This window comes from Corallococcus terminator, assembly GCF_003611635.1.
Taxonomy (GTDB): domain Bacteria; phylum Myxococcota; class Myxococcia; order Myxococcales; family Myxococcaceae; genus Corallococcus; species Corallococcus terminator.
Map to the genome: position 1 here is coordinate 1 of NZ_RAVZ01000161.1, position 21534 is coordinate 21534.

The 21534-nt window shown below is 71.4% G+C and carries 16 protein-coding genes; 9 read left to right on the forward strand and 7 right to left on the reverse strand.

From position 1 onward, the window contains the following. Window positions 1-122: 122 nt before the first annotated feature. The 3 genes from D7V88_RS22395 to D7V88_RS22405 all read left to right on the forward strand — a co-directional run bounded on the left by D7V88_RS22395 (window position 123) and on the right by D7V88_RS22405 (window position 3325). Window positions 123-1400, forward strand: a complete 1278-nt coding sequence (locus tag D7V88_RS22395; protein WP_120542704.1) for an amidohydrolase family protein — start codon at window positions 123-125, stop codon at window positions 1398-1400. A gap of 46 nt (window positions 1401-1446) precedes the next feature. Beyond that, a complete protein-coding gene (locus D7V88_RS22400) occupies window positions 1447-2007 on the forward strand; it encodes a peroxiredoxin (protein WP_120542692.1) in 561 nt (186 codons plus the stop codon). Between the two features lie 226 nt (window positions 2008-2233). Beyond that, window positions 2234-3325 (forward strand): CgeB family protein, encoded by a 1092-nt coding sequence (locus D7V88_RS22405; RefSeq protein ID WP_120542693.1) that lies wholly within the window; start codon window positions 2234-2236, stop codon window positions 3323-3325. 49 nt (window positions 3326-3374) lie between these two features. Here D7V88_RS22405 and D7V88_RS22410 read toward each other — a convergent pair whose 3' ends face one another. Further along, window positions 3375-6932, reverse strand: a complete 3558-nt coding sequence (locus tag D7V88_RS22410) for a hypothetical protein (RefSeq protein ID WP_120542694.1) — start codon at window positions 6930-6932, stop codon at window positions 3375-3377. 70 nt (window positions 6933-7002) lie between these two features. After that, on the reverse strand, window positions 7003-9108 hold the full coding sequence (locus D7V88_RS22415) for a chloride channel protein (protein ID WP_208726412.1): 2106 nt from the start codon (window positions 9106-9108) through the stop codon (window positions 7003-7005). A gap of 174 nt (window positions 9109-9282) precedes the next feature. On the opposite strand from D7V88_RS22415, the gene D7V88_RS22420 reads away from it, so the two are divergent. Then, the gene (locus tag D7V88_RS22420) at window positions 9283-9723 is read left to right on the forward strand and encodes a peroxiredoxin (protein WP_120542695.1); all 441 of its coding nucleotides are present in this window, start codon (window positions 9283-9285) and stop codon (window positions 9721-9723) included. 30 nt (window positions 9724-9753) lie between these two features. Here the strand turns inward: D7V88_RS22420 and D7V88_RS22425 are convergent, their stop codons facing one another. The 3 genes from D7V88_RS22425 to D7V88_RS22440 form a co-directional block, all read right to left on the reverse strand. Then, window positions 9754-10368, reverse strand: a complete 615-nt coding sequence (locus tag D7V88_RS22425) for a DUF1109 domain-containing protein (protein WP_208726414.1) — start codon at window positions 10366-10368, stop codon at window positions 9754-9756. A gap of 320 nt (window positions 10369-10688) precedes the next feature. Then, window positions 10689-11261 carry an RNA polymerase sigma factor gene (locus tag D7V88_RS22435; RefSeq protein WP_244238314.1) on the reverse strand — a complete coding sequence of 191 codons (573 nt, stop codon included), beginning with the start codon at window positions 11259-11261 and terminating at the stop codon, window positions 10689-10691. Window positions 11262-11358: 97 nt separating this feature from the next. Continuing rightward, entirely contained in the window at window positions 11359-12786 is a 1428-nt protein-coding gene (locus D7V88_RS22440) for a site-2 protease family protein (RefSeq protein WP_120542697.1), read from the reverse strand. Between the two features lie 110 nt (window positions 12787-12896). On the opposite strand from D7V88_RS22440, the gene dusB reads away from it, so the two are divergent. Beyond that, a complete protein-coding gene (gene dusB, locus D7V88_RS22445) occupies window positions 12897-13910 on the forward strand; it encodes a tRNA dihydrouridine synthase DusB (RefSeq protein WP_120542698.1) in 1014 nt (337 codons plus the stop codon). Here dusB and D7V88_RS22450 read toward each other — a convergent pair. Further along, entirely contained in the window at window positions 13889-15226 is a 1338-nt protein-coding gene (locus D7V88_RS22450) for a glycoside hydrolase family 1 protein (protein WP_120542699.1), read from the reverse strand. The two genes, dusB and D7V88_RS22450, sit on opposite strands and share 22 nt — an antisense overlap. A 346-nt stretch (window positions 15227-15572) precedes the next feature. On the opposite strand from D7V88_RS22450, the gene D7V88_RS22455 reads away from it, so the two are divergent. The 4 genes from D7V88_RS22455 to pyk all read left to right on the forward strand — a co-directional run bounded on the left by D7V88_RS22455 (window position 15573) and on the right by pyk (window position 19922). After that, on the forward strand, window positions 15573-15797 hold the full coding sequence (locus D7V88_RS22455) for a hypothetical protein (protein WP_120542700.1): 225 nt from the start codon (window positions 15573-15575) through the stop codon (window positions 15795-15797). A 116-nt stretch (window positions 15798-15913) separates the two neighbouring features. Further along, window positions 15914-17374: an NFACT RNA binding domain-containing protein gene (locus D7V88_RS22460; RefSeq protein ID WP_120542701.1), complete on the forward strand. Its 1461-nt coding sequence runs from the start codon at window positions 15914-15916 to the stop codon at window positions 17372-17374. A 196-nt stretch (window positions 17375-17570) separates the two neighbouring features. Beyond that, complete coding sequence (locus tag D7V88_RS22465; protein WP_120542702.1) at window positions 17571-18392, forward strand: hypothetical protein; 822 nt, start codon at window positions 17571-17573, stop codon at window positions 18390-18392. Between the two features lie 99 nt (window positions 18393-18491). Then, entirely contained in the window at window positions 18492-19922 is a 1431-nt protein-coding gene (gene pyk, locus D7V88_RS22470; protein ID WP_120531966.1) for a pyruvate kinase, read from the forward strand. Between the two features lie 9 nt (window positions 19923-19931). Here pyk and D7V88_RS22475 read toward each other — a convergent pair whose 3' ends face one another. Next, the gene (locus D7V88_RS22475; RefSeq protein WP_120542703.1) at window positions 19932-21446 is read right to left on the reverse strand and encodes an HD family phosphohydrolase; all 1515 of its coding nucleotides are present in this window, start codon (window positions 21444-21446) and stop codon (window positions 19932-19934) included. Between the last annotated feature and the right edge of the window lie 88 nt (window positions 21447-21534).

Sequence of the window (21534 nt, forward strand, 5' to 3'; positions counted from 1 at the left end):
CGCCCCCGGTCACCGGGTACGGGGGTGCAGTGCTAACCTGCCGCGCTCGAAGTGGGACCTCCTAAGGGGAAGGGGGCCGTCGTCACGAACCTCGCGCACCGTCGCGTATGCAGGGAGGGATGTTGGGCACCGTCCTCAAGGGTGGTTACGTCGTCGAACTGGAACCCGCCTCCGTCGAGCGGGTGGACCTGCGCATCGAAGGCGAGCGCATCGTGGCGCGCGGCGAGGACCTGACGCCCGGCCCCGACGACGAGGTGGTGGCGCTGTCCGGCAAGCTCGTCTTCCCGGGGCTCGTCAACGCGCACCAGCGGCTTGTGAGCGTGCTGTCGCGCGGACTGGTGCGGCCGACGCCGGAGACCTACCAGGCGCTGCTGGAGCAGGTGCGCTGGCCCTTCGAGAACGCGCTCGACCTGGACGCGGTGCAGGTGGGTGCCACGGCGGGCGGACTCGAAGCCATCCAGTGCGGCACCACGACCCTGTTCGACCTGCACGCCTCGCCCAAGGCGGTGACGGGCTCGCTCTTGCGCGTGGCGCGCGGGCTCCATGAGGTGGGCGTGCGCGGCGTGCTGTCCTACGCGGTGACGGACCGCATGGGCGCGGTGGGGCGCGAGGAGGGGCTGGAGGAGACGGTCAGCTTCGCGCGCAAGGCCCGGGGCCGCTTCCGGGGACAGGTGGGCGCGGGGCCCGTCTTCACCCTGGGCGACGACGCGCTCCAGGGCCTGGGCGAGGCGCTCAACACCACCAACACCGGGCTGCACTTCCCGCTCGCGGAGGATCCGCTGGACGAACGGCTGTCCACCGAGCGCCATGGCAACCCGCCGGTGACGCGCCTGCTCAACGGAAACCTCCTGTCGCCCCGAGCGATGGCGGCGCACGCGGGCCACCTGGAGTGGGCGGACCTGGCGCAGGTGCTGGCCACGGGGACGTGGCTGGTGCACACGCCGCGCTCCAACCAGGGGCTCGAAGTCGGCTACGCGCCAGCGCTGAAGTTCGGGGCCCGCGCTTCGCTGGGCACGGATGGCACGTCGCCAGACCTGTTCGCGGAGGCGCAGGCGGCGTTCCTTCGCTCGCGCGAGGCGGGGCAGCCCATCGACGTGCTGCGCTATCTGGCCAACGGGCACCGGCTGGCGTCGCAGGTGTTCGAGGCGGCCATTGGCCCCATGCGCGAGGGCGCGCTCGCGGACCTGCTGGTGATGGACTACCTGTCGCCCACGCCGCTGACGGCGGAGACGCTGGCGTGGCACGTGGTCCACGGGCTGGGCAGCCGGCACGTGGAGGCGGTGATGGTGGACGGCGTGTGGCGCGTCTGGGCACGCCGGCCCCTGTCGGTGAACCCCTCCGTGGTGGCCGAGCAGTCGCGCGAGGCCGCGGCGGCCGTCTGGGCCCGGCTGACGACGTAGCGGGGGCGGACTTGTTCCGGTGGCCGGGGCCCGTTAAGTCCCGGCCATGCTCATTCCCCTGCTCGTGGTCGGACTGGTCAGCGCAGCGATTCCCCAGGTGGGCGACACCGCCCCGGACTTCACGGTGAAGGACACCGGGGGCACGTCGTACACGCTGTCGGAGATGGTGAAGACGGGGCCCGTCATCGTGGCCTTCTTCCCCAAGGCGTTCACCGGCGGCTGCACGAAGGAGCTGACCGCGTACCGCGACCGCTACAAGGACATCGAGAAGGTGCAGGGCCAGGTGCTGGCCTTCTCCACGGACGACGCGGAGACGCTGACGCGCTTCAAGACGGAGCTGAAGGCGCCCTTCGCGTTCATCCCGGATCCGGACGGCAAGGTCGTCAACGCGTACGACGTGAAGATGCCGGTGGTGACGGTGTCCAAGCGCTACACGTTCGTCGTGGGCGAGGACCGCAAGGTGCTCAAGGTGGACGAGGGCAAGGACGCCATCGACCCCACGGGCGCCATCGTCGCGTGCCCGCTGCGCAAGGGCGGCGCAGCCAAGCCCTCGGCGGCGCCCGCTGGGAACACGCCTCCCATCAAGGCCGAACCGCCGACGAAGTAGTCACGGTGTCGTGATGCAGGCCCCTCGCCTCGGAGGGAGGGGCCACGGTCCACTCGCGGACGTCCGGCCTGTCCGCGTGGGCCGGAGCGGTGCCCGGCCGTTGAGGAGTTCACGAGGACCCAGGGCCGCCGCCTTGTTCGTGGGCCGCCGGAAGCGATAGCCCTGGCGTCGCCGCGCGGGCGTCCACCGTCCGTGGGGGTCGGGGGCGTGAAGGAGGCCCGTTGGGATGGACATCGTCTTCCTGGGTCCGCCGTGCGAGGCGTCCGCTGAGGGCGCGCAGGGCACGGCATCGAGGCTGCTCGCGCAGGCGTTGAGGCACCGGGGGCACGCGGTCCTCCTGTTGGAACAGGCGCTGTCCGGTGGAGCGTGGCTGGAGGGAGTGCCTTCTCTCGCGCCGTACCTGAACGTGGCGGACCTGCACGCGCGCTTCCGCTCCCGGGTGCGCCGGGCGGACCTGGTGCTGGTGGACGCGGACGTGCCCCGGGTCGCGGAGGTGGGCCGCTGGGCGACGGACACCGCGCGCGGGCTCACCGTCTGCTGGGACCGCGACACGCCCCGGACGCTGCGGCAGCGCCACCCTGAAGATGCGTCCCGGATGACGCCCGGACAGCTCGCGGCCTACCACCTCTGCCTGTGCTCCTGCGGAGGCCCCGTGCCCGGACGTCTGGAGCGCGACTGGGGCGTGGCCCGGGCCCGCGCGTTCCCGCCCGGCGTGCACCCGGAGCACTTCGCGCCGCGCCCGCGGCAGGGAATGCGTTGGGACCTGGGGCACCTGGGGCCGTTGTCGCCGGAGCGCCGGGTGTTGCTGGGGCCGTTGTTGTTCGGGGCCGCGCGCGACTGGCCCGAGGGGCGGTTCGTCCTCGCTGGAGGCATGTCCGTGGTGGATGCGGCGTGGGCCTCCAATGTGACGCGGCAGGCGACCCCTGCGTCGCGTGAGCACCCGGACTTCCATGCGGCGCAGCGCTTCACGCTGGCGCTCTCCCCCGCGGAGCACTCGCCGGGCCCGCACCTGTTCGAAGCCGCCGCGTGTGGTGCGGCCCTCATCTGCGACCCCTGGCCAGGATTGGAGGACCTCTTCTCGCTGGGCGAGGAAGTGGTCGTGGCGCGCACGGCGAAGGACGTGCTGCTGTACCTGCGCGAGATGCCGGAAGCGGACCGGCTCCAACTGGGAGCACGTGCCCGCGAACGGGTGCTGGCCGAGCACACCGTGGCCCATCGTGCCCTGACGCTGGAGCGGTACGCGCACGAGGCCGTGCGGGGCGCCTCGGCGGGTGCGCCGGTCCGGGGCCCGAATCCGCTTGAGCGTTCGCTGAACTGAAAGTGCGGGGTGCCGGGAGGAGTCACCTCCCGGCAGGGGGCGCGACGCCCTACGCGCGCGGCGTCTTCAGCAGCTCCCTGGGAGGGAACACGAACTGCGCGGCGCCGGCCACGAGCGGCGAAGCATCCCGCTGAAGGGCGGTGAGCGCTTCCAGCCGCTCCGGCGTCCAGCCCCGTCCCTCTTGCGTGTCGCGCACCACGCACTGCACGGCCAGCCGCCGCACCTCCGGACTGGGGCTCTTCCCCAGACGCTCGCCCACCGCCTCCATCGACTCCAGCGGCAGTTGGGCCACGGCCACCTGGGCCGCCATCAGTGCATCCGCGTGCAGCCAGCCCGCCTGGCCCAGGGCATCCAGGTGGCTGGCGAACACCAGGGGCTCCAGGGCGATGGCCGCGCAGCGCACGCGATGCACCGCCAGGCGCGGGTCCTTCGTGAGGACGACCTCGGCCAGCAGTCGCGTCGTGCGCAGGGGCACGGGGCGCATCCGCTCCCGGGGCTGGAGCAGTGAATCCAGCGCCACGCTCAGCGCCTGCCGGTCGGCCACCACCGCCTCCAGCATCCGCGCCATCAGCGGCAGGTCCTGTTCGTCGGCGCGGCGGACCAGCGCCCCCATCGCCGCGCGGACCTCGTCATCGAAGGGCGACACCAGCCGCGCGCCGCACGCGGCCAGGAACACCCGCTCCCGGTCCTTCACCTGGAGGAACGCCGCGCGCCGCAGCAGGTCGATGCGCGCGTCGGGCTCCGGCCGCGCCAGCACCTTCGCGAGCAGCCCGGACAGCCGCGCGTCCAGGGCCTCCGTGAGCCGGTCCGCGGGGATGTCCCCCACGCGCGAGGCCATGATGGCGTCGTCGCCCGTGACGGCCCGCTCGAACACCGCCCACGTGGGCTCGCGGTCCAGGTGGTCCCACAGCCCGCGCAACAGCGCGATGCGCACGTCGCGGTGCAGGGGCAGTGCGTCCAGCTCCAACAGCCGTCCGTAGGCCGCGTCCGAGCGCAGCTCGCCCAAGAGGCGCACCACCTCCTTGGCGACGGTGACCTTCGCGAGCGGCACGTCCGCGAGCAGCGCCAGCACCCGCGCGGGAGGCATGCCGTTGAACGCCCGGCGCAGGCCGTAGATGGCGATGCGCGCGCGCGAATCCCCCAGGCACTCAATCAGCGTGGGCACGCCCTGGCCCTGGTCGCACCGGGCCAGCACCCGCAGGGCCCGCTCCTGCACCGCGGGCCGCTTGTCGTCCGCCATCGCCTGGAGCGAGTCCATGGGCGCCCAGTCCAGCGCGGCCAGCCGCGTCACCGCCGCCAGCAGCGTGGGCGTGTCCCGCTCCGGGTCCTCGCACAGCTTGGAGAGCGCGCGCGAATACATCCGGTTCTGCTCCGCCGTCCACCGGAAGAAGCCCGAGTCGAAGGGGAGGATCCAATGCGTCGCGCCCGTGGCGAACTGGCCGGTGATGGCCGGCGCGCCCAGGTACGGCCCCAGCAGGTCCTGCCGCCGCCGGTGCAGGTACTCGCGCACCACGGGGATGGCGATGACGCTCTCATCCCGCTTGAGCAGCGTGGGCAGCATCCGGTCGAAGTCCTTGCACGCGCGGTAGCGCAGCAGCCACAGCGCGTTCGCGGACGGCTTGCCCAGCCGCAGCGCCACCCGCTCCAACTCCGCCACCAGCTCCGGGTGCAGGGTCACGCCGCGCTTCTCGTGGAGCGCCAGCGTGACCACCTCGTCGTCCCAGCCCCGGTCCCTCCAGCGCCGCAGCGCGCCCGCGAGCGTCGCCTCGAAGCGGGGCCGGTCCTCCTTCGATAGCCACTGGGTCAGCGCCACCGCCAGCCGCCCATCCGGCGTCACGTCCCGCACGGAGACCAGCCACTCCGACAGGCCGGGCACCAGCGCCGCGCGCTTGCCCAGGCTCTGCGCGAGCTGGAGCAGGGGCCCGCCGCGCTCACGCTCCGCCCAGACCTTCGCCAGGGACAGCAGGAAGGGCGCGGCCCGGCGCACCTCGTCGTCAGTCAGCCGGTGGCCCAACCCCGCGTCCCGCAGGCTGCCCCGCTCCTTGAGGAACGTGCCCAGCCACGGCGCACCCCACGCGGGGTCCGCGCCGAAGGCCCGCACGAGCAGCACCTCCGCCGCCATGGCCGTCGTCGGCGACAGGTCCGCCGCGTCCAGGGCATCGCGCAGGATGCGGCCCAGGGCTTCCGTGTGCTCGGCGCGCCACATCCGCCGGGGCCACCCGTTCAGGGCCTGCAACATGGCCCCGCGCACCGGGTCCTGTTCGTTCTTCCGGGCCAGCACCAGCGCCAGTGCGGGCGCCACCCACGCGGGCTCGTCCGGACGCAGGCCGGGCAGGGCCAGCACCGCGCCCAGCGCCAGGCCGCGCATGCCCGCGTCGGGATGCCCCATCGCGCCCCGGAGCACGCCCAGCGCCTCGTCCCAGGGCAGCAGCCGCGCGTAGACGACGCGAGACTCGGCCCGGGTGCCCAGCGCGACCACTTCGTGCAGGTGCCGCCGCGCCTCGCGCTCGCGCAGGTCCACGGGCAGGCGCTCCAGGTAGCCCACGGGAATCACGCCGTCGCGGTTGCGCATCGCCGCGCTCCAGCGCTGGAAGACGTGCTCGCGCACGCCCGCGTCCTGGATGAGGGCGATCAGCTCCGTGCCCCAGTGGGGCGAGCCATCCACCGCCGCGCACCAGGCCTCCGTCACGGTCCGGTGCAGGGGCTGCGCCACCTTCTTCAGCACGTCCTTCGCGGTGCCCAGCAGGTTCGGGTCGCGCTGGATGATCCACGTCAGGGCCTCCGCGTCCAGGGAGCCCACGGCCTTGGCGAACAGCAGGTGGGGAAGGGCGACGTTGGGGTACTGGCGCAGCAGGGCCAGCGTGCGCGCGGGACGCAGCCGCACCAGCCACCGCAGCGCGTCCACGTACGGAGGAATGCCGCGCGAGAGCATCAACTCCAGCAGCGTTTCCGCCGCGTCGGGGACCTGTTCGGACAGTCGCACGATCCCCCAGTCCACGTGCTGCCGCGTCACCGGGTCCGCCTCGCCCGTCACCGCGCGCATCCGTTCGATGAGCACCTCGCCCAGCACCTCCGGGGCGAACCGCGCGAGCCGCGCCCAGAACCGGTGGCTGGGCCGCTCCAGCGCGCGCGCCAGGTGCCGGCGCAGGCCCTGCTCCGAGGCCAGGGGCACCGCGTCCGCGAACGTGGCGCTGTCGCCCTTCTCCGCCAGCCCGTCCAGGTACGCGTCGATGACCGCATGCCGCTTGCGAATCACCAACTGCCGCAGCAGGGACTGCTCCCGGCGCATGCCGTGCGCCATGCGCAGCGCCTCCAGGGCCTGGGCATCATCACAGGCGAGCGGCACCAGTTCGAACGCCAGCGTGCGCACCCGGAACGAGTCGTCCGCCGTGGCCTTGAGCACCGCCACGCCATCGCGCCGGGTGAACTGGGCCGCCAGGGCCAGGCGCCTTTCGGACGCGTCCCCCCGGGCCAGGGCGTCCAGCAACGCCTGGGCCCGCGGCTCCGTGTGGGCCCTCCGTCCCAGGTCCACCATCTGACGCACCCGGGCGTCATGGAAGGTGGACGTCAGCTCGGCACGCAGGGTGGACAGGGCGGGGTCGGACATGGCGCCCAAGGATGCCCGCTCCCCCGGTTTCCTGACAGACCCCGCGCCTCGTCCATGGAGGCCGTCCGCCTCAGTGCGTCACCTCGGTCGGGGCGACGGCATGCTCGCCGTTGGAGCGCGTGTGCTGCGCGAAGAGGAAGCGGCGCACCGACGAGCGGGTGAGGAGCCCGCAGGGGGCCAGCCCCAGCACGGGCGCCACCGGCAGCGCGTCCACGTCCTCCTGGTCCATCATCTGGAGCGCATGCGCCAGGTCCGTGTCCGGGGCCAGCGCGGGCAGCTTGCGCGCCAGGTCGCTGGCGACGAGCAGCGGGTACATGGATTCGTCCCGCCACACGTCGCGCAGTTGCTCCACCTGCACGGTGCCGTAGAGGTTGCCCAGCGTGTCCAGCACCGGCAGCGTGCCCACCTCCGACGTGAGCAGTTGGTCCGTCAGCGCGCGCAGCGGCGTGCCCGCCGGCACCGCCGCCACCTGCGTCATCAGGGTCCGCACCTGGGTGCCCGTCAGCAGGTCCTCGTCGCTCACCACCTTGGTGGAGGTGCGCTCGATGAGGTAGTGGCACAGCGCGGACGCGATGGTGCACGTCACCATCAGCGGCAGGATGATGTCGTGGCTGCCGCTCAACTCGTACAGCATCATCATGCCGGTGAGCGGCCCCCGCGTGAGCGCCGCCACCGCGCCGCCCATGCCCACGATGGCGTACGCGCCGCTGGGCCCGGTGGCCAGGGGGAAGAAGTAGTGCACCAGCGTGCCGAACGCGCCGCCCGCCATGGCGCCGATGACGGCCGCCGGGAAGAACGTGCCGCCGGAGCCGCCCGAACCAATCGTGATGGACGTGGCCAGCAGCTTCAGCACGCACGCCGTCACCAGGAAGATGAAGGGGAGCTGGCCCGCCGCCGCCAGGTTGATGAAGTCGTGACCGCTACCCCACACCGTGGGGCTCAGGAACACGAGCACGCCCGTGCACAGGCCGCCCAGCGCCGCGCGCACCGGCAGGGGCTTCTTGCCCAGCCACGGGGAGAGCCGGCCGCCCCCGCGTCCCTGGAAGAAGTGCTCCACGCCGTGCAGCATCTTCACGAACGCGAACGCCAGCAGGCCACACCCGATGCCCAGCGCCGCGTAGGCGAACACCTCCGCGCCGCTGACCAGCTCGTAGTTGACCCGGTTGAGCATGGGCGCTTCGTCCAGCACGCCCCGGCTCACCAGCGTGCCCGCCACGCTCGCCAGGATGATGGGGGAGAAGACGCGCAGCTCGAACTCGCGCAGGATGATCTCCATCGCGAACACCGCGCCCGCGATGGGGGCGTTGAAGGACGCGGAGATGCCCGCGCCCGCGCCACACGCCAGCAGGATGGACAGCTCCCGGCGGCTGAAGCCCAGCACGCGCCCCACGCTGGACGCGAACGCCGCGCCGCCATAGACGATGGGGCCTTCACGTCCCGCGGACCCGCCGCTGCCAATGGTGATGGCGGACGCGATGAGCTTGAGCAGTCCCCGGTCCGCCGGCACCACGTTGGCGCCGCTCTTCACCGCGCGCACCACCTCCGGCAGGCCGTGGCCGTGCGTCTCCGGCCGGTCGCGCAGCAGCCGTCCCACCGCGAGCCCGCCCAGCGTGGGCGCCAGCAGCACGAGCCACCAGGGCAGGTGCGGCAGCGCCGCGGGCAGGTTGTGCGCGTGGCCGAACACCGCGTTGATGGCCGCCAGCCCCACCAGCGGGTAGTAGAGCGACAGTCCACCCAGCGTCAGCAGCGCGAGCAGCCGCAGGCGCCGCTTCACCTCGTCGCGCGGCCCGCCCGGTTCGATGATGCGCGCGAGCAGCAGCGCGCCCAGCGCCAGGGGCACGCCCACCAGCGCGTATTCCAGGTGCCAGCGCGCGGAGGACAGCGACTCCATCAACGTGCGCAGCCGCTGCGGCTTGAGCGCCGCCGCCAGCTCCGCGGCGCTGAACGTGATGCCGCTCATCACGCCAATGAGGTTGGAGAAGATGCCGGCGGCCAGGCCGCTGTAGAGCCCGACCACCGCGCCCGCGATGGGCAGCACGGACGGCGTCGGAAGGCGGATGCGGTTGGACGCACCCAGCAGGAAGTAGATGAGGCGGGAAAGGTTCAGCTTCGCCCACGCGCGAAGCGCGGACACGCGCTGCCCTTGGGCAGGCGGAGGTTCGTCACTGTCGTTCATTTGGAGCCCCTACTAAAGGGAGGAGCAGGGTGGGTTTCAAGCTTCTTGATGACGGCGCCCGAAGGGGGCTGTCCGGCTGCACTCCACTCCACACATCGTCCGAGCGGTGCCCGGCTGCCTGTCCCACGGCGTGCTAGGACGGCGCCGTTCCCCCACCTCAAGGAGGCATCGCACATGCTCAAGCAGGGAGACGTGGCGCCGGAGTTCACCGTGAAGGACCACACGGGGAAGACGCACAGCCTGTCGGACTACCGGGGCAAGAACGTGGTGCTCTGGTTCTACCCGAAGGCGGACACGCCGGGCTGCACCGCGGAGGGCTGCTCCTTTCGCGACCACAAGGCCCAGTACGAACAGAAGGGCACGGTCATCCTGGGCATCAGCTTCGACACGCCGGAGGAAAACCAGGCCTTCGCGAAGAAGTTCGACTTCAACTTCCCCCTGCTGTGCGACGTGGACCGCAAGGTGGGGCTGGCCTACGGGGCCGCGGATGACGCCTCGGCCGCCAACGCGCGCCGGGTGGGCGTCGTCATCGGGCCGGACGGCAAGGTGAAGGAGTGGCACGCGAAGGTGGACGCGAGAGCCTTCCCCCAGGAAGCGCTGTCGCGGCTCCAGTAGGGGCAGGCCCGCCCTCGCGCCTTGGGAGACTCAGGGCGCGAAGGTGCGGGACGGCAGGCGTGAGCGGATGAACACCGCCACGCCCGCCAGCGCCATCCAAGGCAGCAGGTGGCCCAGCATCAGGTGGTCCGCGGCGCCGTCGGGGCAGTGCACGTGCAGCACCAGCATGCCCACGCCCGCCGAGGACAGGCCCGCCGCCAGGGCTCGGACGGGCTGGTAGGCGGAGCGACACAGCAGCACCAGCGCCAGGGCCAGCGGCACCACCGACAGCACCACCTCCGTGCCCAGGCACCCCAGGGTGCCCGTGAGGAAGGGCCGCGCTTCGACGCCGGAGCGCCCCGCGAGCTGCGCCAGCGCCACGCCCCCCGCGCCCAGCGCCACCACGCCCAGCGGCCAGCGCCTCCGGCCGGGCGCGAGTCCCAGCAGGGCCCCGCCCCCCACGCCCGCGACGATGAGCAGCGCCACGCCCGCCACCACATAAGAAGGTGCGGAGTTGAGCAGCATCCCGTGCCGGCCCACCACGGCGAGGCCCACCGCGCCCACGACCAGATAGGTGACCAGCAGCACCAGCACGTCCCGCCACCACGGGGTGGGCAGGGGCGCGGCGGCGAGCTCCGTCAGCGACTTGCGCCGCGTCTCCTCCAACTTCGCTTCATTGATAGGAGGGGCGTCACTGCGGGGCGCCCCTTCTTGGAGAGGTGGACCCTCGTGGCTCGGCGCCGCTTCATGAAGAAGAGGGGCGTCATGGCGAGGCGCTGCCTCATGGAGGAGCAGAGCCTCTTGGCGTGGCGCCGCTTCACGGAGGTGTGAACCCATGGGCGAGGGCGCGCGTCCCCCCACCGGCGGCGCCAGCGCGTGGAAGCCCTCCAGCAGCGCGCGGCAGTCCTCGCAGCCGGCCGCGTGGGCGGCCAGGTCCGGAGGCAGCGGGCCGTCCAGGCAGTCCATGACGCGTTCGCACTCGGGCGTCATTCCGCCGTCTCCTGATGAAGGGGGGCGAGCAGCTCGCGCAGCCGCGCGTACCCCCGGTGGGCGCGGACCTTCACCGCGCTCTCGGTGAGGCCCAGGGCCTCGGCGATCTCCGCGAAGCCCAGGCCCTCGAAGCGGTGCATGAGGATGGGCACGCGCTGGCCCTCCGGAAGCTGCTCCAGGGCGCGGTGCACGGCGCGCTCCAGGCCCGCGTCCCGGGGCTCCGGGGTGTCGGCCACGGCGGTGAGGGGCAGCTCACCTTCCGGCGTGAGGTCCTCCGGCCGGCGGTGGCGGCGCGCATGGTCCCGCGCGGCGTTGGTGGCGATGGCGTACAGCCACGGACGCACGCGAGCCCCCTCCTGGAAGCGGCCACGGGCGCGCACCAGGGACAGGAACGTGAGCTGGGTCAGGTCCTCGGCGGTGGCGGGGCTGCCCGTCAGGCGCGACAGGTAGCCCTGGATGGGGCGTGCGTAGCGCTGGAAGAGCGCGTCGAACGCGGGCGCATCCCCCTGGCAGAACCGCTCCATCAGCACCTCGTCCGAGCCCCCGGCGGCCTCCGGTAATGCCGGCATGGCACCGGTACGCACGGGCGCGTCAGGAGGTTTCAAGGATGGGGAGGGCGGCTTCACGGGAGGGCGCGGACTTTAGCCCCGGAGCAGGGGCCCCCGCTCAGGTCGCGGCAGAGGGTCGCAGTTGGGACAGCCACGCCTCGAACGCGGGCTGCCCGTGCAGGGGCGCCAGGTCCTCGTCGGAGGCGGCATAGTCCGCGTCCTTGAATCCCAGGGTCTGGGCGCGCTGGAGCAGGCGCACCGCGTCCGTCGCATTGCCCGCCCGGGCGAAGGCGCACGCCGCGTCGTAGGCGATGCCCGGGTCCTTCGCGTGCTGCAGCGCGGCCTCGCCCACCGCCGCGGCCTCCGAATAGGCGCCCCGGATGAAGAGCGCCCGCTCCGCGCACCGGAACGCGGCCGCCGGGTCCACGCCGGGCAGCCGCAGCGCCTCCTGCACCTGACCCAGGCGGATGAGCGCGCCCGCGTACTCGTGCATCACGGTGCGGTCCTGCGACTCGCCCCACGCCTGCTTCCAGTAGCCCACCGCCCGGGCGTCGTCGCCCACCAGCGAGAAGGCCGCCGCCACCGCGTGCATCTCCACCGGCTGGCCCTGCACCTGGGAGAAGTGGTCCAGCGCGGGCCGCCCCTGGCCCTGCTTCAGTGCCACCCAGCCCAACAGGTAGTGCGTCCGGCTGGTGAGGCTCGCGGACAGCCCCTCCCCCTCCAGCAGCTTCTGGCCCAGCCGCCACGCGTCGTCCAGCCGGTCCTCGCGCAGGGCCTGCTGGGCCTCGCGCAGCCCCTGGGCCCTGGGGCCTTCGGCCTCCTTGTCCTCGCTGCGCGCCCGCATCACGTCCGCCAGCACGCGGAACGCCTGGAAGCCGAACATGGCGAAGAGGACGCCCATGAACAGGGCCCCGCTCTTGATGCTGAGCAGCACCACGCCCACGCACAGGCCCAGGGCCAGCACGTGGGACACGATGAAGCCCCTCCGGCCGAACATCCGCGTGGCGAGCGCCGTGCTGATGTGGCCGCCATCCAACGGGGGCACGGGCAGCAGGTTCAGCACCGCCCACACCATGTTGGCGAAGAAGAAGTTGTTCAGGAAGAAGTCCGCCATCTCCGAGCGGCCCCGCACCTGCATCAGCACCAACCAGCACAGGACGCCCAGCGTCAGCCCGGCCAGCGGGCCCGCGAAGCTGCTGACCACGTCCTTGTGCCAGGGCAGGGGAGAATCCGTGTTGGGCCGGGTGACGCCGCCCATGAAGACCAGGTCCACGCTCGGCTGGTAGCCGAAGAAGCGGAAGGCCACCGCGTGCCCCAGCTCATGAACGAGCACGGACACGAAGACGATGAACATCCACGACAGCACGTAGGCCGCCACCGCGCCCGCGTAGCCCGCCGAGTCCGGGTCGGTCAGCCGGTCCCCCAGCCACCCTGCGCTCGAACTCCTGCCCGGCACCGGCAGGGAGTTGTAGGCGAGCACCGCGGAGAACAGCAGGTGACTCATGTGGACGTGGACGGGGACGCTCCCGAGCCTGAAACGGAACATGGGGAGGGACCTTAATCGTTGACCCCCACCCGCGCAGGGCCGTTCTGCCCCTCGGGCGTGCTTCTGTTCCCGCCCCGTCAGGGTCCAAAGGTCTATAGGGTGTCGCCGCCATGCTGAAGCTGGGTCCCTACACGCTCCCCAACCCCTACATCCTCGCGCCCATGGCGGGCGTGAGCGAGCGCCCCTTCCGCGTCATCGCGTTCCGGCTGGGCGCCGCCCTGTGCCCCACGGAGCTCGTCAGCGCCCAGGGCCTGATGCGCCAGAACCAGCGCACGCTCAAGTACCTGCGCTACGACGCCCAGGTGGAGAAGCCCTATTCGCTCCAGATTTTCGGAGGCGAACCGGAGGCCATGGCGCTGGCGGCCCAGGTGGGCAGGGACGCGGGCGCGCAGATCATCGACATCAACATGGGCTGCCCGGTGAAGAAGGTGGTGCGCAACGGCGCCGGCAGCGGTCTCTTGTGCGACGTGCCCCGAGCCGCCGCCGTCGTCCGGGCCATCCGCGACGCCACGGGCCTGCCCGTCACCTGCAAAATACGCTCGGGCTGGGACGCCCAGAGCCTCAACTACCTCCAGATGGCGGAGTCCCTCCAGGAAGCGGGCTGCGCCGGGCTCGCCATCCACGCGCGCACCCGGGCCCAGGGCTACTCGGGCCAGGCGGACTGGTCCCACATCGCGTCCCTGAAGCGCCACTTCCCGGAGCTGCCCATCATGGGCAACGGGGACGTGAAGACGGTGGCGGACGCCCACCGGATGCTGGACGCCACCGGCTGCGACTTCGTGATGATTGGCCGTGGGGCCCTGGGCAACCCGTGGCTCTTCCGGGAGCTGACCGGCGGACCTCCGGCGACCCCCGAGGAGCGCTGCGAACTGGTGCTGGAGCACGCCCAGGCCCACGCGGAGTTCTTCGGGGACCCCGTGGGCGCGGTGCGCTCCTTCCGCCGGCACCTGGCGTGGTACGCGCACGGCCTCAAGGGCGCGGCGCACTTCCGCTCGGAGGTGAACCAGCTCGACTCGCCCCAGGCGGTGGAGGACAGCGTCCGGCGCTTCTTCGCGGGCGCGGACACCGACCCCTCGGCTCCTCTGGAGGAGCCGGAGGTGGACTACCGGGCCGCGCTGGGCTGAGCGTCCCCAAAGCCCCCGCCGATGCCGGCTTCGGAAGGCGGCACCAGCACGCGCCCGGTGGCCACGGCGCGGAAGTAGTCGCAGGCCGGGGTGGGGCGGCGCTCCAGCGTGTCGAAGTCGACGTGGTACAGGCCGAAGCGCGGGCCCCAGCCCTCCAGCCACTCGAAGTTGTCCAGCAGGCTCCAATAGAGGTAGCCCTGGATGTCCACCCCGGAGGCGCGCGCCTCCAGCACCTGCTTCAGGTGCGCGTGGAGATATTCCGGCCGGACGGTGCCCTTCCTGTCGTCGATGCCGTTCTCCGTCACCCACACCGGCTTGCCGTAGCGCTTCACCTCCTGGAGGAGCTGACCGAAGCCCTCCGGGCGCTGCTCCCAGCCGATGTCGGTGAGCCCGCGCTTGTCCGGGTCCCGGTACTTGAAGTCCATGAAGGGCGGGCGCGGCATGAAGCGCAGGTGGGCGCGCGTGTAGTAGTTGACGCCTACGAACTCCACCGAGTCGCGCGCCTCCGGGATGCGCACGTCCGTGGACGCGACGCCGGGCATGAAGACGCGCAGGTGGCCCGAGGACAGCGCCTCGTGGAACGCGTGGTTGTAGGCCGGGGCCGCCAGCCTCACCAGCGAGCGGTCCAGCGGATGCCACCAGCGGTCCGGCGCGAACGACAGCATGTTCTGGGAGATGCCCAGCTCCACCCGGCCCAGGCGCTGACCCAGCTCCTCGCGTGCGATGGCGTGCGCGCGCACCAGGTTCTCCAGCGCCGCCATCGTCTTCGCCCCGTCGGTGATGCCCGGCGGCATCAGGCCCTGGAGGTAGCCGCCCAACAAAAGCACCATCGGTTCGTTGAAGGAGATGACGAGCGCGTCCAACCCCTCCAACAAGGGCGCGCAACGGCGCACGTACTGGCGGAAGGCCTCCAGGCTCTCCGGAAGGTGCCAGGGCGTGGCCGCGTGGAACCACGTGGGGTGGGTGAAGTGATGGAGCGTCACCACCGGCCGCAGCCCATGCGCACGCAGGCGCAGGAGCCGCTCGCGGTACGCCTCCAGCGCCTGACCGTCGAACCGGCCGCGCTCGGGCTCGATGCGCGCCCACTCCAGCGACAGGCGGAAGGCCGTGGCCCCCACGGCCTTCGCCAGGGCGTAGTCCTCCTCGTACCGGTTCCAGTGGTCCACCGCCCGGCCGCAGCGGACGTGGGGCTCCTTCAACTTCCCCTCCCGTTCCCACTGGGACCAGTCGTTCTCGATGCCGCCCTCCACCTGGTACGCGGACGTGGCGACGCCGAAGGTGAAGGACGCGGGGAAGGTCAGTGGGGCGGTGCGCATGCGGGCGCGCACCGTAGGCCGACGCTTCAACGACGGGAAGCGACGCGAGGACCGCGCGCGGATGCGCGGCAGCGGACACTCAGGCTCGCGGCCCGGACCCTCGGAATGCGTCCGGAGCCGGAAATTGGCCTCCGCAAGCGACGCGCTCCACACCCCGAAGTGACCGCCACGAACGGTTGGAAGCGCCCGACGCCTAGAAATCGGCCTCGCCGCGCACTGCAATACATCACCATGCGTTGACACACTGGCATGTCGCCCGTACCATTCATTTCAAGCACTCACGTTCAGTCCAAAGTGGGTGCAGGGCTCGCGTCACCGCGGGCCTCAACCTGAACGGAGGATTCCGATGGCCGCGAAGAAGAAGACCGCGAAGAAGGCGCCCGCGAAGAAGGCGACGGCGAAGAAGACCGCGACGAAGAAGACGGCCCGCAAGACGGCCGCTGCTCCTCGCAAGGCGGCCAAGAAGGCCACCGCGAAGAAGACCACCGCGAAGAAGGCGGCCAAGCGGGCTCCCGCGAAGCGCAAGAGCGCCAAGACGGCGCCTCCCGCGCCCGAGGCTCCGCAGTCCTGAAGTTTCGTGTCATGACGGACGTCTGTTGACGTCCAATGAGCGGCTCGGCGAAACCCGCCGGGCCGTTTTTCTTTTTGCGGGCTGGGGTTCCCCCCTCCGCCCCTTGGGGAGGGGCCATGTCGCTGCGTCCGGTGGAGTTCGAAGAGGTCGTGGCGGAGATGGCGTCCCGGCTGGTGGGCGCGGTGGCCCAGAAGGCGTGGTGCCCACTGCCCCGCCTGGCCTACGTGGAGCTGCGCGTTCCGGGCCGCTCGGTGGTCCTGTGCCTGTGCTCGGAAGGGGAGCTGTCGCGCCTGTCCGTCGCGGAGGACCGCTTCCCCACGCCGGGCGAACCCGCCCCCTTCCAGCGCTGGCTGCGCCAGGAGCTCACCGGCTTCAAGCTCCAGGGCGCGCGCTACCTGGAGCCAAACCGCACGGTGGTGCTGGAGTTTGATCGCGAGGGCGTGCGCCGCCGGCTGGTGCTGGAGCTGGGCTCCCCCGGGGGGCTGCTGCTGCTGAGCGACAACAACCGGGTGCTGATGCTCTCCGGAGAAGGCTTCGGCTCCCGGCGCAACCTCTATGCGGGCGCCGCCTGGACGCCGCCGGAGCCCGTGTCGGACGAAGCGCTGACGAAGGGCCGCGCGCAGCCCTCGCGCCTGGAGCCGCAGGAAGGGGACCTCCTTCCGAAGTTGCAGGCCGCTGAACGGGTGCTCGGGCAGAAGGACCGCACCAGCCGCGCGGACACCATCCGCCGCCGGCTCGCGCAGCCGTACCGCGCCCGGCTGAAGCGCTCCTCCCGGACGCTGGAGAAGGTGCGCGCGGAGGCGGGCCGAGGCCCGGAGGCGGAGAAGCACCGCGAGGTGGGCGAGCTGCTCGCGCAGAACCTGCACCGGCTCAAGCGGGGCGCTTCCGAGGTGACGCTCACCTCCTATACGGAGTCCGGCGTGGAGGAGGTCCAGGTGAAGCTGGACCCGAAGCGCACCCCCAAGGAGGAGACGGACTGGCACTTCCACCAGTACCGGCGCCTGCTGCGCGGCGTGGAGACGGCGCGCCACCGCGAGGCGGAGCTGTCGCGGGAGGTGGCGCACGCGCAGGTGGCGCTCCAGCAGATTGAGGCGATGGACGGCGCCGCGCTGCTCGCGCAGGTGGAGGTCCTCCAGGTGACCCAGGGGGAGGAGGGCCCGAAGGAGGGGCTGCCCTTCAAGGAGTACGTGGGCCACGACGGCGCGCGCATCTGGGTGGGGCGGGGCGCGGAGGACAACGACGCGCTCACCTTCAAGGTGGCGAGGCCCTGGCACATCTGGCTCCACGCCCGGGGCCTGCCGGGCAGCCACGTGGTGGTGCCGCTGGAGAAGAATGGGGAGGTGGCGCAGGAGGTGCTGCTGGACGCGGCGCACCTGGCGCTGCACCACTCGGGGGCGAAGGGCGAACCGCGCGGCGAGGTCAGCTACATGCCGGTGAAGTTCGTGCGCAAGCAGAAGGGCGCTTCACCCGGGCAGGTGACGTACGCGAGGGAGAAGACCTTCGTGGTGCGCATGGAGCCGGAGCGGCTGGAGCGGCTGCTCAAGTCCCGCCACGGTGAGCAGCCCCCGGTGCCCTGAAGGACGAGCCCCGCGTTTCCGAGCATACGAAGCCCGCGGAAGCACGCGGGGCGCGCCAGGGGTGGCTTCGACCCGAGGTGTCATGCGCTGCGTGTGGGCGTGGTCGACGGGCAGACGGGCGTCCAACCCCCGGCCTTGAGTCCGGGGAAGTGCCGGGTACGATGCCTCCCGCGTGACGCCCGAAGCCTTCCGCCAGATGTCCCTGTTCCCGCGTGGCTCGACCGCGGAACGCGCCGCCGTTCCCGCCTCACGTGCGTCCGAAGGTCCCGCGCCCCTGCCGCCGCGCAACCGCATTGCGGAAGAAGCGCCGCGCGTCCTGACCTCGACGACGACGCGCGAGGAGCTGTGGTCGCGCGCGGAGTCGCTCGCGTGGCGCCTGAGCGCGAACCTGGGGATGCCGGTGCGGCTCGCGGTGACGGACAACCGCTCCACCATGGTGTCCTTCCGCCGGGGCTCGCAGGTGCTCCAGTTGCGGCTGCACCACATGTTCCTGGAGGCGCCGGAGTCGGTGGTGCGCGCGGTGGCGGACTACGCGGGCCGGGGACACCGCAACGCGGGCCAGCTCCTGGACGAGTACATCCGGGGCCAGCAGCCGCTCATCCGCCAGCTGCGCCGGGAATCGGACGCGGAGCTCAATCCGCTCGGTCGCTGCTTCGACCTGCGGGCGCTCTACAACGGCGTCAACGAGATCTACTTCCAGAACGGCATCCAGGCGCGCATCGGCTGGGGCCGCATGCCTCCGCGTCGCCGGCGCAAGTCCATCCGCCTGGGCGTCTATGACCACCAGACGCGGGAGATTCGCATCCACCCCGCGCTCGACAGGCCGGAGGTGCCCGCCTTCTTCGTGGAGTTCATCGTCTTCCACGAGATGCTCCACCAGCTCTTCCCCAGCAGCGGCCGGATGGGCAGGCGCGTGCATCATCCGCGTGCCTTCCGCGAGCGTGAGCGGACGTACCCGCACTACGGCGCCGCGCTGCGTTGGGAGCGCGAAAATCTGGGCACGCTGCTGCGCGGTTGAACTCCCGCCGAGCGGCCTGGACATTTACTGGTTTACCTGACCGAGCACGTCTTGTGCGTGCTTGACCGAAACGCGGTGGGGCCGGATGTTCGCGCACCTATGCGACGAGCAAAGATTGTCTGCACCCTCGGTCCCGCCAGTCAGACCCCGGAGATGTTGGAGGCGCTGCTGGAGTCCGGCATGGACGTGGCCCGGCTCAACTTCTCCCACGGCAGCCACGAGCAGCATCAGGCGAACATCGACATGCTGCGCGCGGCCTCGCTGAAGGTCCGCAAGGCGGTGGGCATCCTCGGCGACCTGCAGGGTCCGAAGATTCGCACCGGCCGCTTCGTCACGGGCAGCACGGAGCTGAAGCACGGCGCCACCTTCCACATCACCACCGACGAAACGGTGAAGGGCACGGATGAAATCGTGTCCACCACGTACCCGCACCTGGCGGCGGACGTGAACCCGGGCGACCGCATCCTCCTGGACGACGGCCTCCTGGAGCTGCGCGTCGTGGAGACGGACAAGAAGCAGCTCATCAAGACGGAAGTCATCCACGGCGGCACGCTGAAGAACAACAAGGGCATCAACCTGCCCGGCGTGGCGGTGCGCGCGGACGCGCTCACCCCGAAGGACCGCGAGGACCTCATCTTCGGCCTCAAGGCGGGCGTGGACTACATCGCGCTGTCCTTCGTGCGCCAGCCGTCGGACCTGGACGCGGCCCGGCAGGCGATGGCGGAGGTGGGCCGCACGGTGCCCATCATCTCCAAGCTGGAGAAGCCGGAGGCCATCGCGCGCCTGGACGCCATCCTCGACAAGACGGACGGCGTGATGGTGGCCCGAGGCGACCTGGGCGTGGAGATTCCCCCGGAAGAAGTGCCGGCCGTCCAGAAGGACATCATCCGGCGCTCCAACCTGCGCGGCCTGCCCGTCATCGTGGCCACGCAGATGCTCAACTCGATGATCGACAACCCGCGTCCCACGCGCGCGGAGGCCAGCGACGTGGCCAACGCCGTGTATGACGGCGCGGACGCGCTGATGCTCTCGGGCGAGACGGCGAGCGGCAAGTTCCCCGTGGACTCCGTCCAGATGATGGAGCGCATCATCCTGGCGGCCGAGTCCTCCGTGCGCGCGCAGTACCTGCCGCGCAGCATCGAAGCGCCGCTGGGCCTGCCCCTGCACTTCCCGGACGTCATCGCGCGCGTGGCGTGCGAGGCGGCGAAGTCGAGCGGTGCCACGCTCATCGCGGCCTTCACCCTGTCGGGCGTGACGGCGCGGCTCCTGGCGCACTACCGGCCCACGGTGCCGATTGTCGCCTTCAGCCCGAACCAGGAAGTGCGCCGCCGCCTGTCGCTGCTCTGGGGCGTGGTGCCGCGCGTGCTGGAGCCCATCCAGGAGACGGAGACCATGCTCCGCCGCGTGGAGGAGGAGCTGGTGTCCCGAGGCCTCGCGCGCCGGGGTGACCGCATCGTGGTGGTATTCGGAGCGCCGGTGGGACAGCCGGGGAAGATCAACAGCCTCCGGCTGCACACCATCAGCGCCTGAGTCTGGCTTCTACGCCGGGCGCTTCTTGAGCGCCCGGCGGGGAATCTCCGCACCGACGAAGATGGTGAAGAGCTCCGCGTCCAACTGACCGGAGCCCGCCTCCTTCTTGAGGATGTCGAGCGCGAGCGTGTGCGGCACGGCCTTCTTGTAGGGCCGGTCGCTCGCGGTGAGCGCGTCGTAGATGTCGCAGATGGACATCATCCGGGACTGCACGGGGATGGTCGTGTCCGGGATGGCGCGTGGATAGCCCGTGCCGTCCAGCTTCTCATGGTGCGCATAGGCGATCTCTGGCACGCGGCGCAGGGCGCGCGTCCACGGAATCTGCGACAGGAAGCGGTACGTGTGGTCGACGTGGCTCTCGATTTCGCGGCGCTCCTCCGGTGAGAGGGTGCCGCGGGTGATGGAGAGGGATTGGATCTCCGTGGGCAACAGCAGCGGTTGCCCATGGTCATGCGCGTCGGTGAACGTGAGCTTGCCCAACTCCAGCAGGCGCTCGAAGTTGCCCTGAGCGAGCACCGTGGGCTTGTTGCAGGTGAGCAGGAACCCCATCACCTCATCCAATTGGGCCAGCTCGGTGGCGAGCCGCGCGTCCTCTTCCTGATGGATGGCGGGCAGGGCGTTCAGGCCGCGCGCTTCCACGGAGGCGAGCCGGCGGCGGGAGCTCTGGAGCTGCAAGTCCTTGCGAGCGAGCTGGAAGCGGGCGCGCAGGCTGTCCAGCTCATGCGGGTAGAGCTTCTCCGCCTTGACGAGCACGTTCTCGCGCACGCCCACCTTGCCGAAGTCGTGCAGGAGCGAGGCGTATCTCAGCTCCTGCAGCTCCACGGGGGAGAAGCGCACCTGGGCATAGGGGCCGGTGGTGTGGTGCTCCAGCGCCTGGGCCAGGGACACGGTGAGGTCGGCGACGCGGCCGGAGTGACCCGCGGTGGTGGGGTCGCGCGCTTCGATGGCGACGACGGACGCGGAGACGAAGCCCTCGAAGAGGCGGTTGATCTCCTCGTGGAGGAGGGCGTTTTCAATGGCGCCGGCGGCCTGGGCGCCCAGGGCGAGGAGCAATTCCTCGTCCTCGGCGTCGAAGACAATCCCGCCGCGCTTGTTGAGGGCCTGGATGACGCCGGTGACGTCCCCGTTCGCGTCGCGCATGGGGACGCAGAGGATGGTGTGCGTGCGGTAGCCGCTGGAGATGTCGAAGCTGCTGTTGAAGCGCGCGTCGGCGTAGGCGTCCGGGATGTTGATGACGGCGCCCGTCTGCGCGACCTGGCCGGCGATGCCGCTGCCCATGGGCAGGCGGATTTCATTCTTGGAGCCCTGGGCGACCTTGCTCCACAGCTCCTCGCGCTCGCGGTCCAGGATGAAGAGCGAGCAGCGGTCCGACTCCACGACCTTGCTGGCCTCATAGAGGATGAGGGGCAGGAGCAGGTCGAGGTCCCGTTCGGCGCTCATCGCCTTGGCGACATCCAGGATGGAGGTCAGCTTGGCGAGCCGGCGAGACAGGTTGGGGGAGGCGGGCACGGACTGGGGAAGCACCGAGGCGGGCTCCGTGGGATGCGGCGGACCGCCGCGTTGCGCCCCAGGTTGTAGCACGCACGGTGTGGTGGCCGCCCGGCCCCCCCAC

What these genes read in the sequence shown, in the direction of transcription:
- D7V88_RS22400 (WP_120542692.1), top strand. Translation starts at nt 1,447, where the DNA reads ATGCTCATTCCCCTGCTCGTGGTCGGACTGGTCAGCGCAGCGATTCCC.
- D7V88_RS22405 (WP_120542693.1), top strand. Translation starts at nt 2,234, where the DNA reads ATGGACATCGTCTTCCTGGGTCCGCCGTGCGAGGCGTCCGCTGAGGGC.
- D7V88_RS22410 (WP_120542694.1), bottom strand. Translation starts at nt 6,932, where the DNA reads ATGTCCGACCCCGCCCTGTCCACCCTGCGTGCCGAGCTGACGTCCACC.
- D7V88_RS22415 (WP_208726412.1), bottom strand. Translation starts at nt 9,108, where the DNA reads ATGAACGACAGTGACGAACCTCCGCCTGCCCAAGGGCAGCGCGTGTCC.
- D7V88_RS22420 (WP_120542695.1), top strand. Translation starts at nt 9,283, where the DNA reads ATGCTCAAGCAGGGAGACGTGGCGCCGGAGTTCACCGTGAAGGACCAC.
- D7V88_RS22435 (WP_244238314.1), bottom strand. Translation starts at nt 11,261, where the DNA reads ATGCCGGCATTACCGGAGGCCGCCGGGGGCTCGGACGAGGTGCTGATG.
- D7V88_RS22440 (WP_120542697.1), bottom strand. Translation starts at nt 12,786, where the DNA reads ATGTTCCGTTTCAGGCTCGGGAGCGTCCCCGTCCACGTCCACATGAGT.
- dusB (WP_120542698.1), top strand. Translation starts at nt 12,897, where the DNA reads ATGCTGAAGCTGGGTCCCTACACGCTCCCCAACCCCTACATCCTCGCG.
- D7V88_RS22450 (WP_120542699.1), bottom strand. Translation starts at nt 15,226, where the DNA reads ATGCGCACCGCCCCACTGACCTTCCCCGCGTCCTTCACCTTCGGCGTC.
- D7V88_RS22455 (WP_120542700.1), top strand. Translation starts at nt 15,573, where the DNA reads ATGGCCGCGAAGAAGAAGACCGCGAAGAAGGCGCCCGCGAAGAAGGCG.
- D7V88_RS22460 (WP_120542701.1), top strand. Translation starts at nt 15,914, where the DNA reads ATGTCGCTGCGTCCGGTGGAGTTCGAAGAGGTCGTGGCGGAGATGGCG.
- D7V88_RS22465 (WP_120542702.1), top strand. Translation starts at nt 17,571, where the DNA reads ATGTCCCTGTTCCCGCGTGGCTCGACCGCGGAACGCGCCGCCGTTCCC.
- pyk (WP_120531966.1), top strand. Translation starts at nt 18,492, where the DNA reads ATGCGACGAGCAAAGATTGTCTGCACCCTCGGTCCCGCCAGTCAGACC.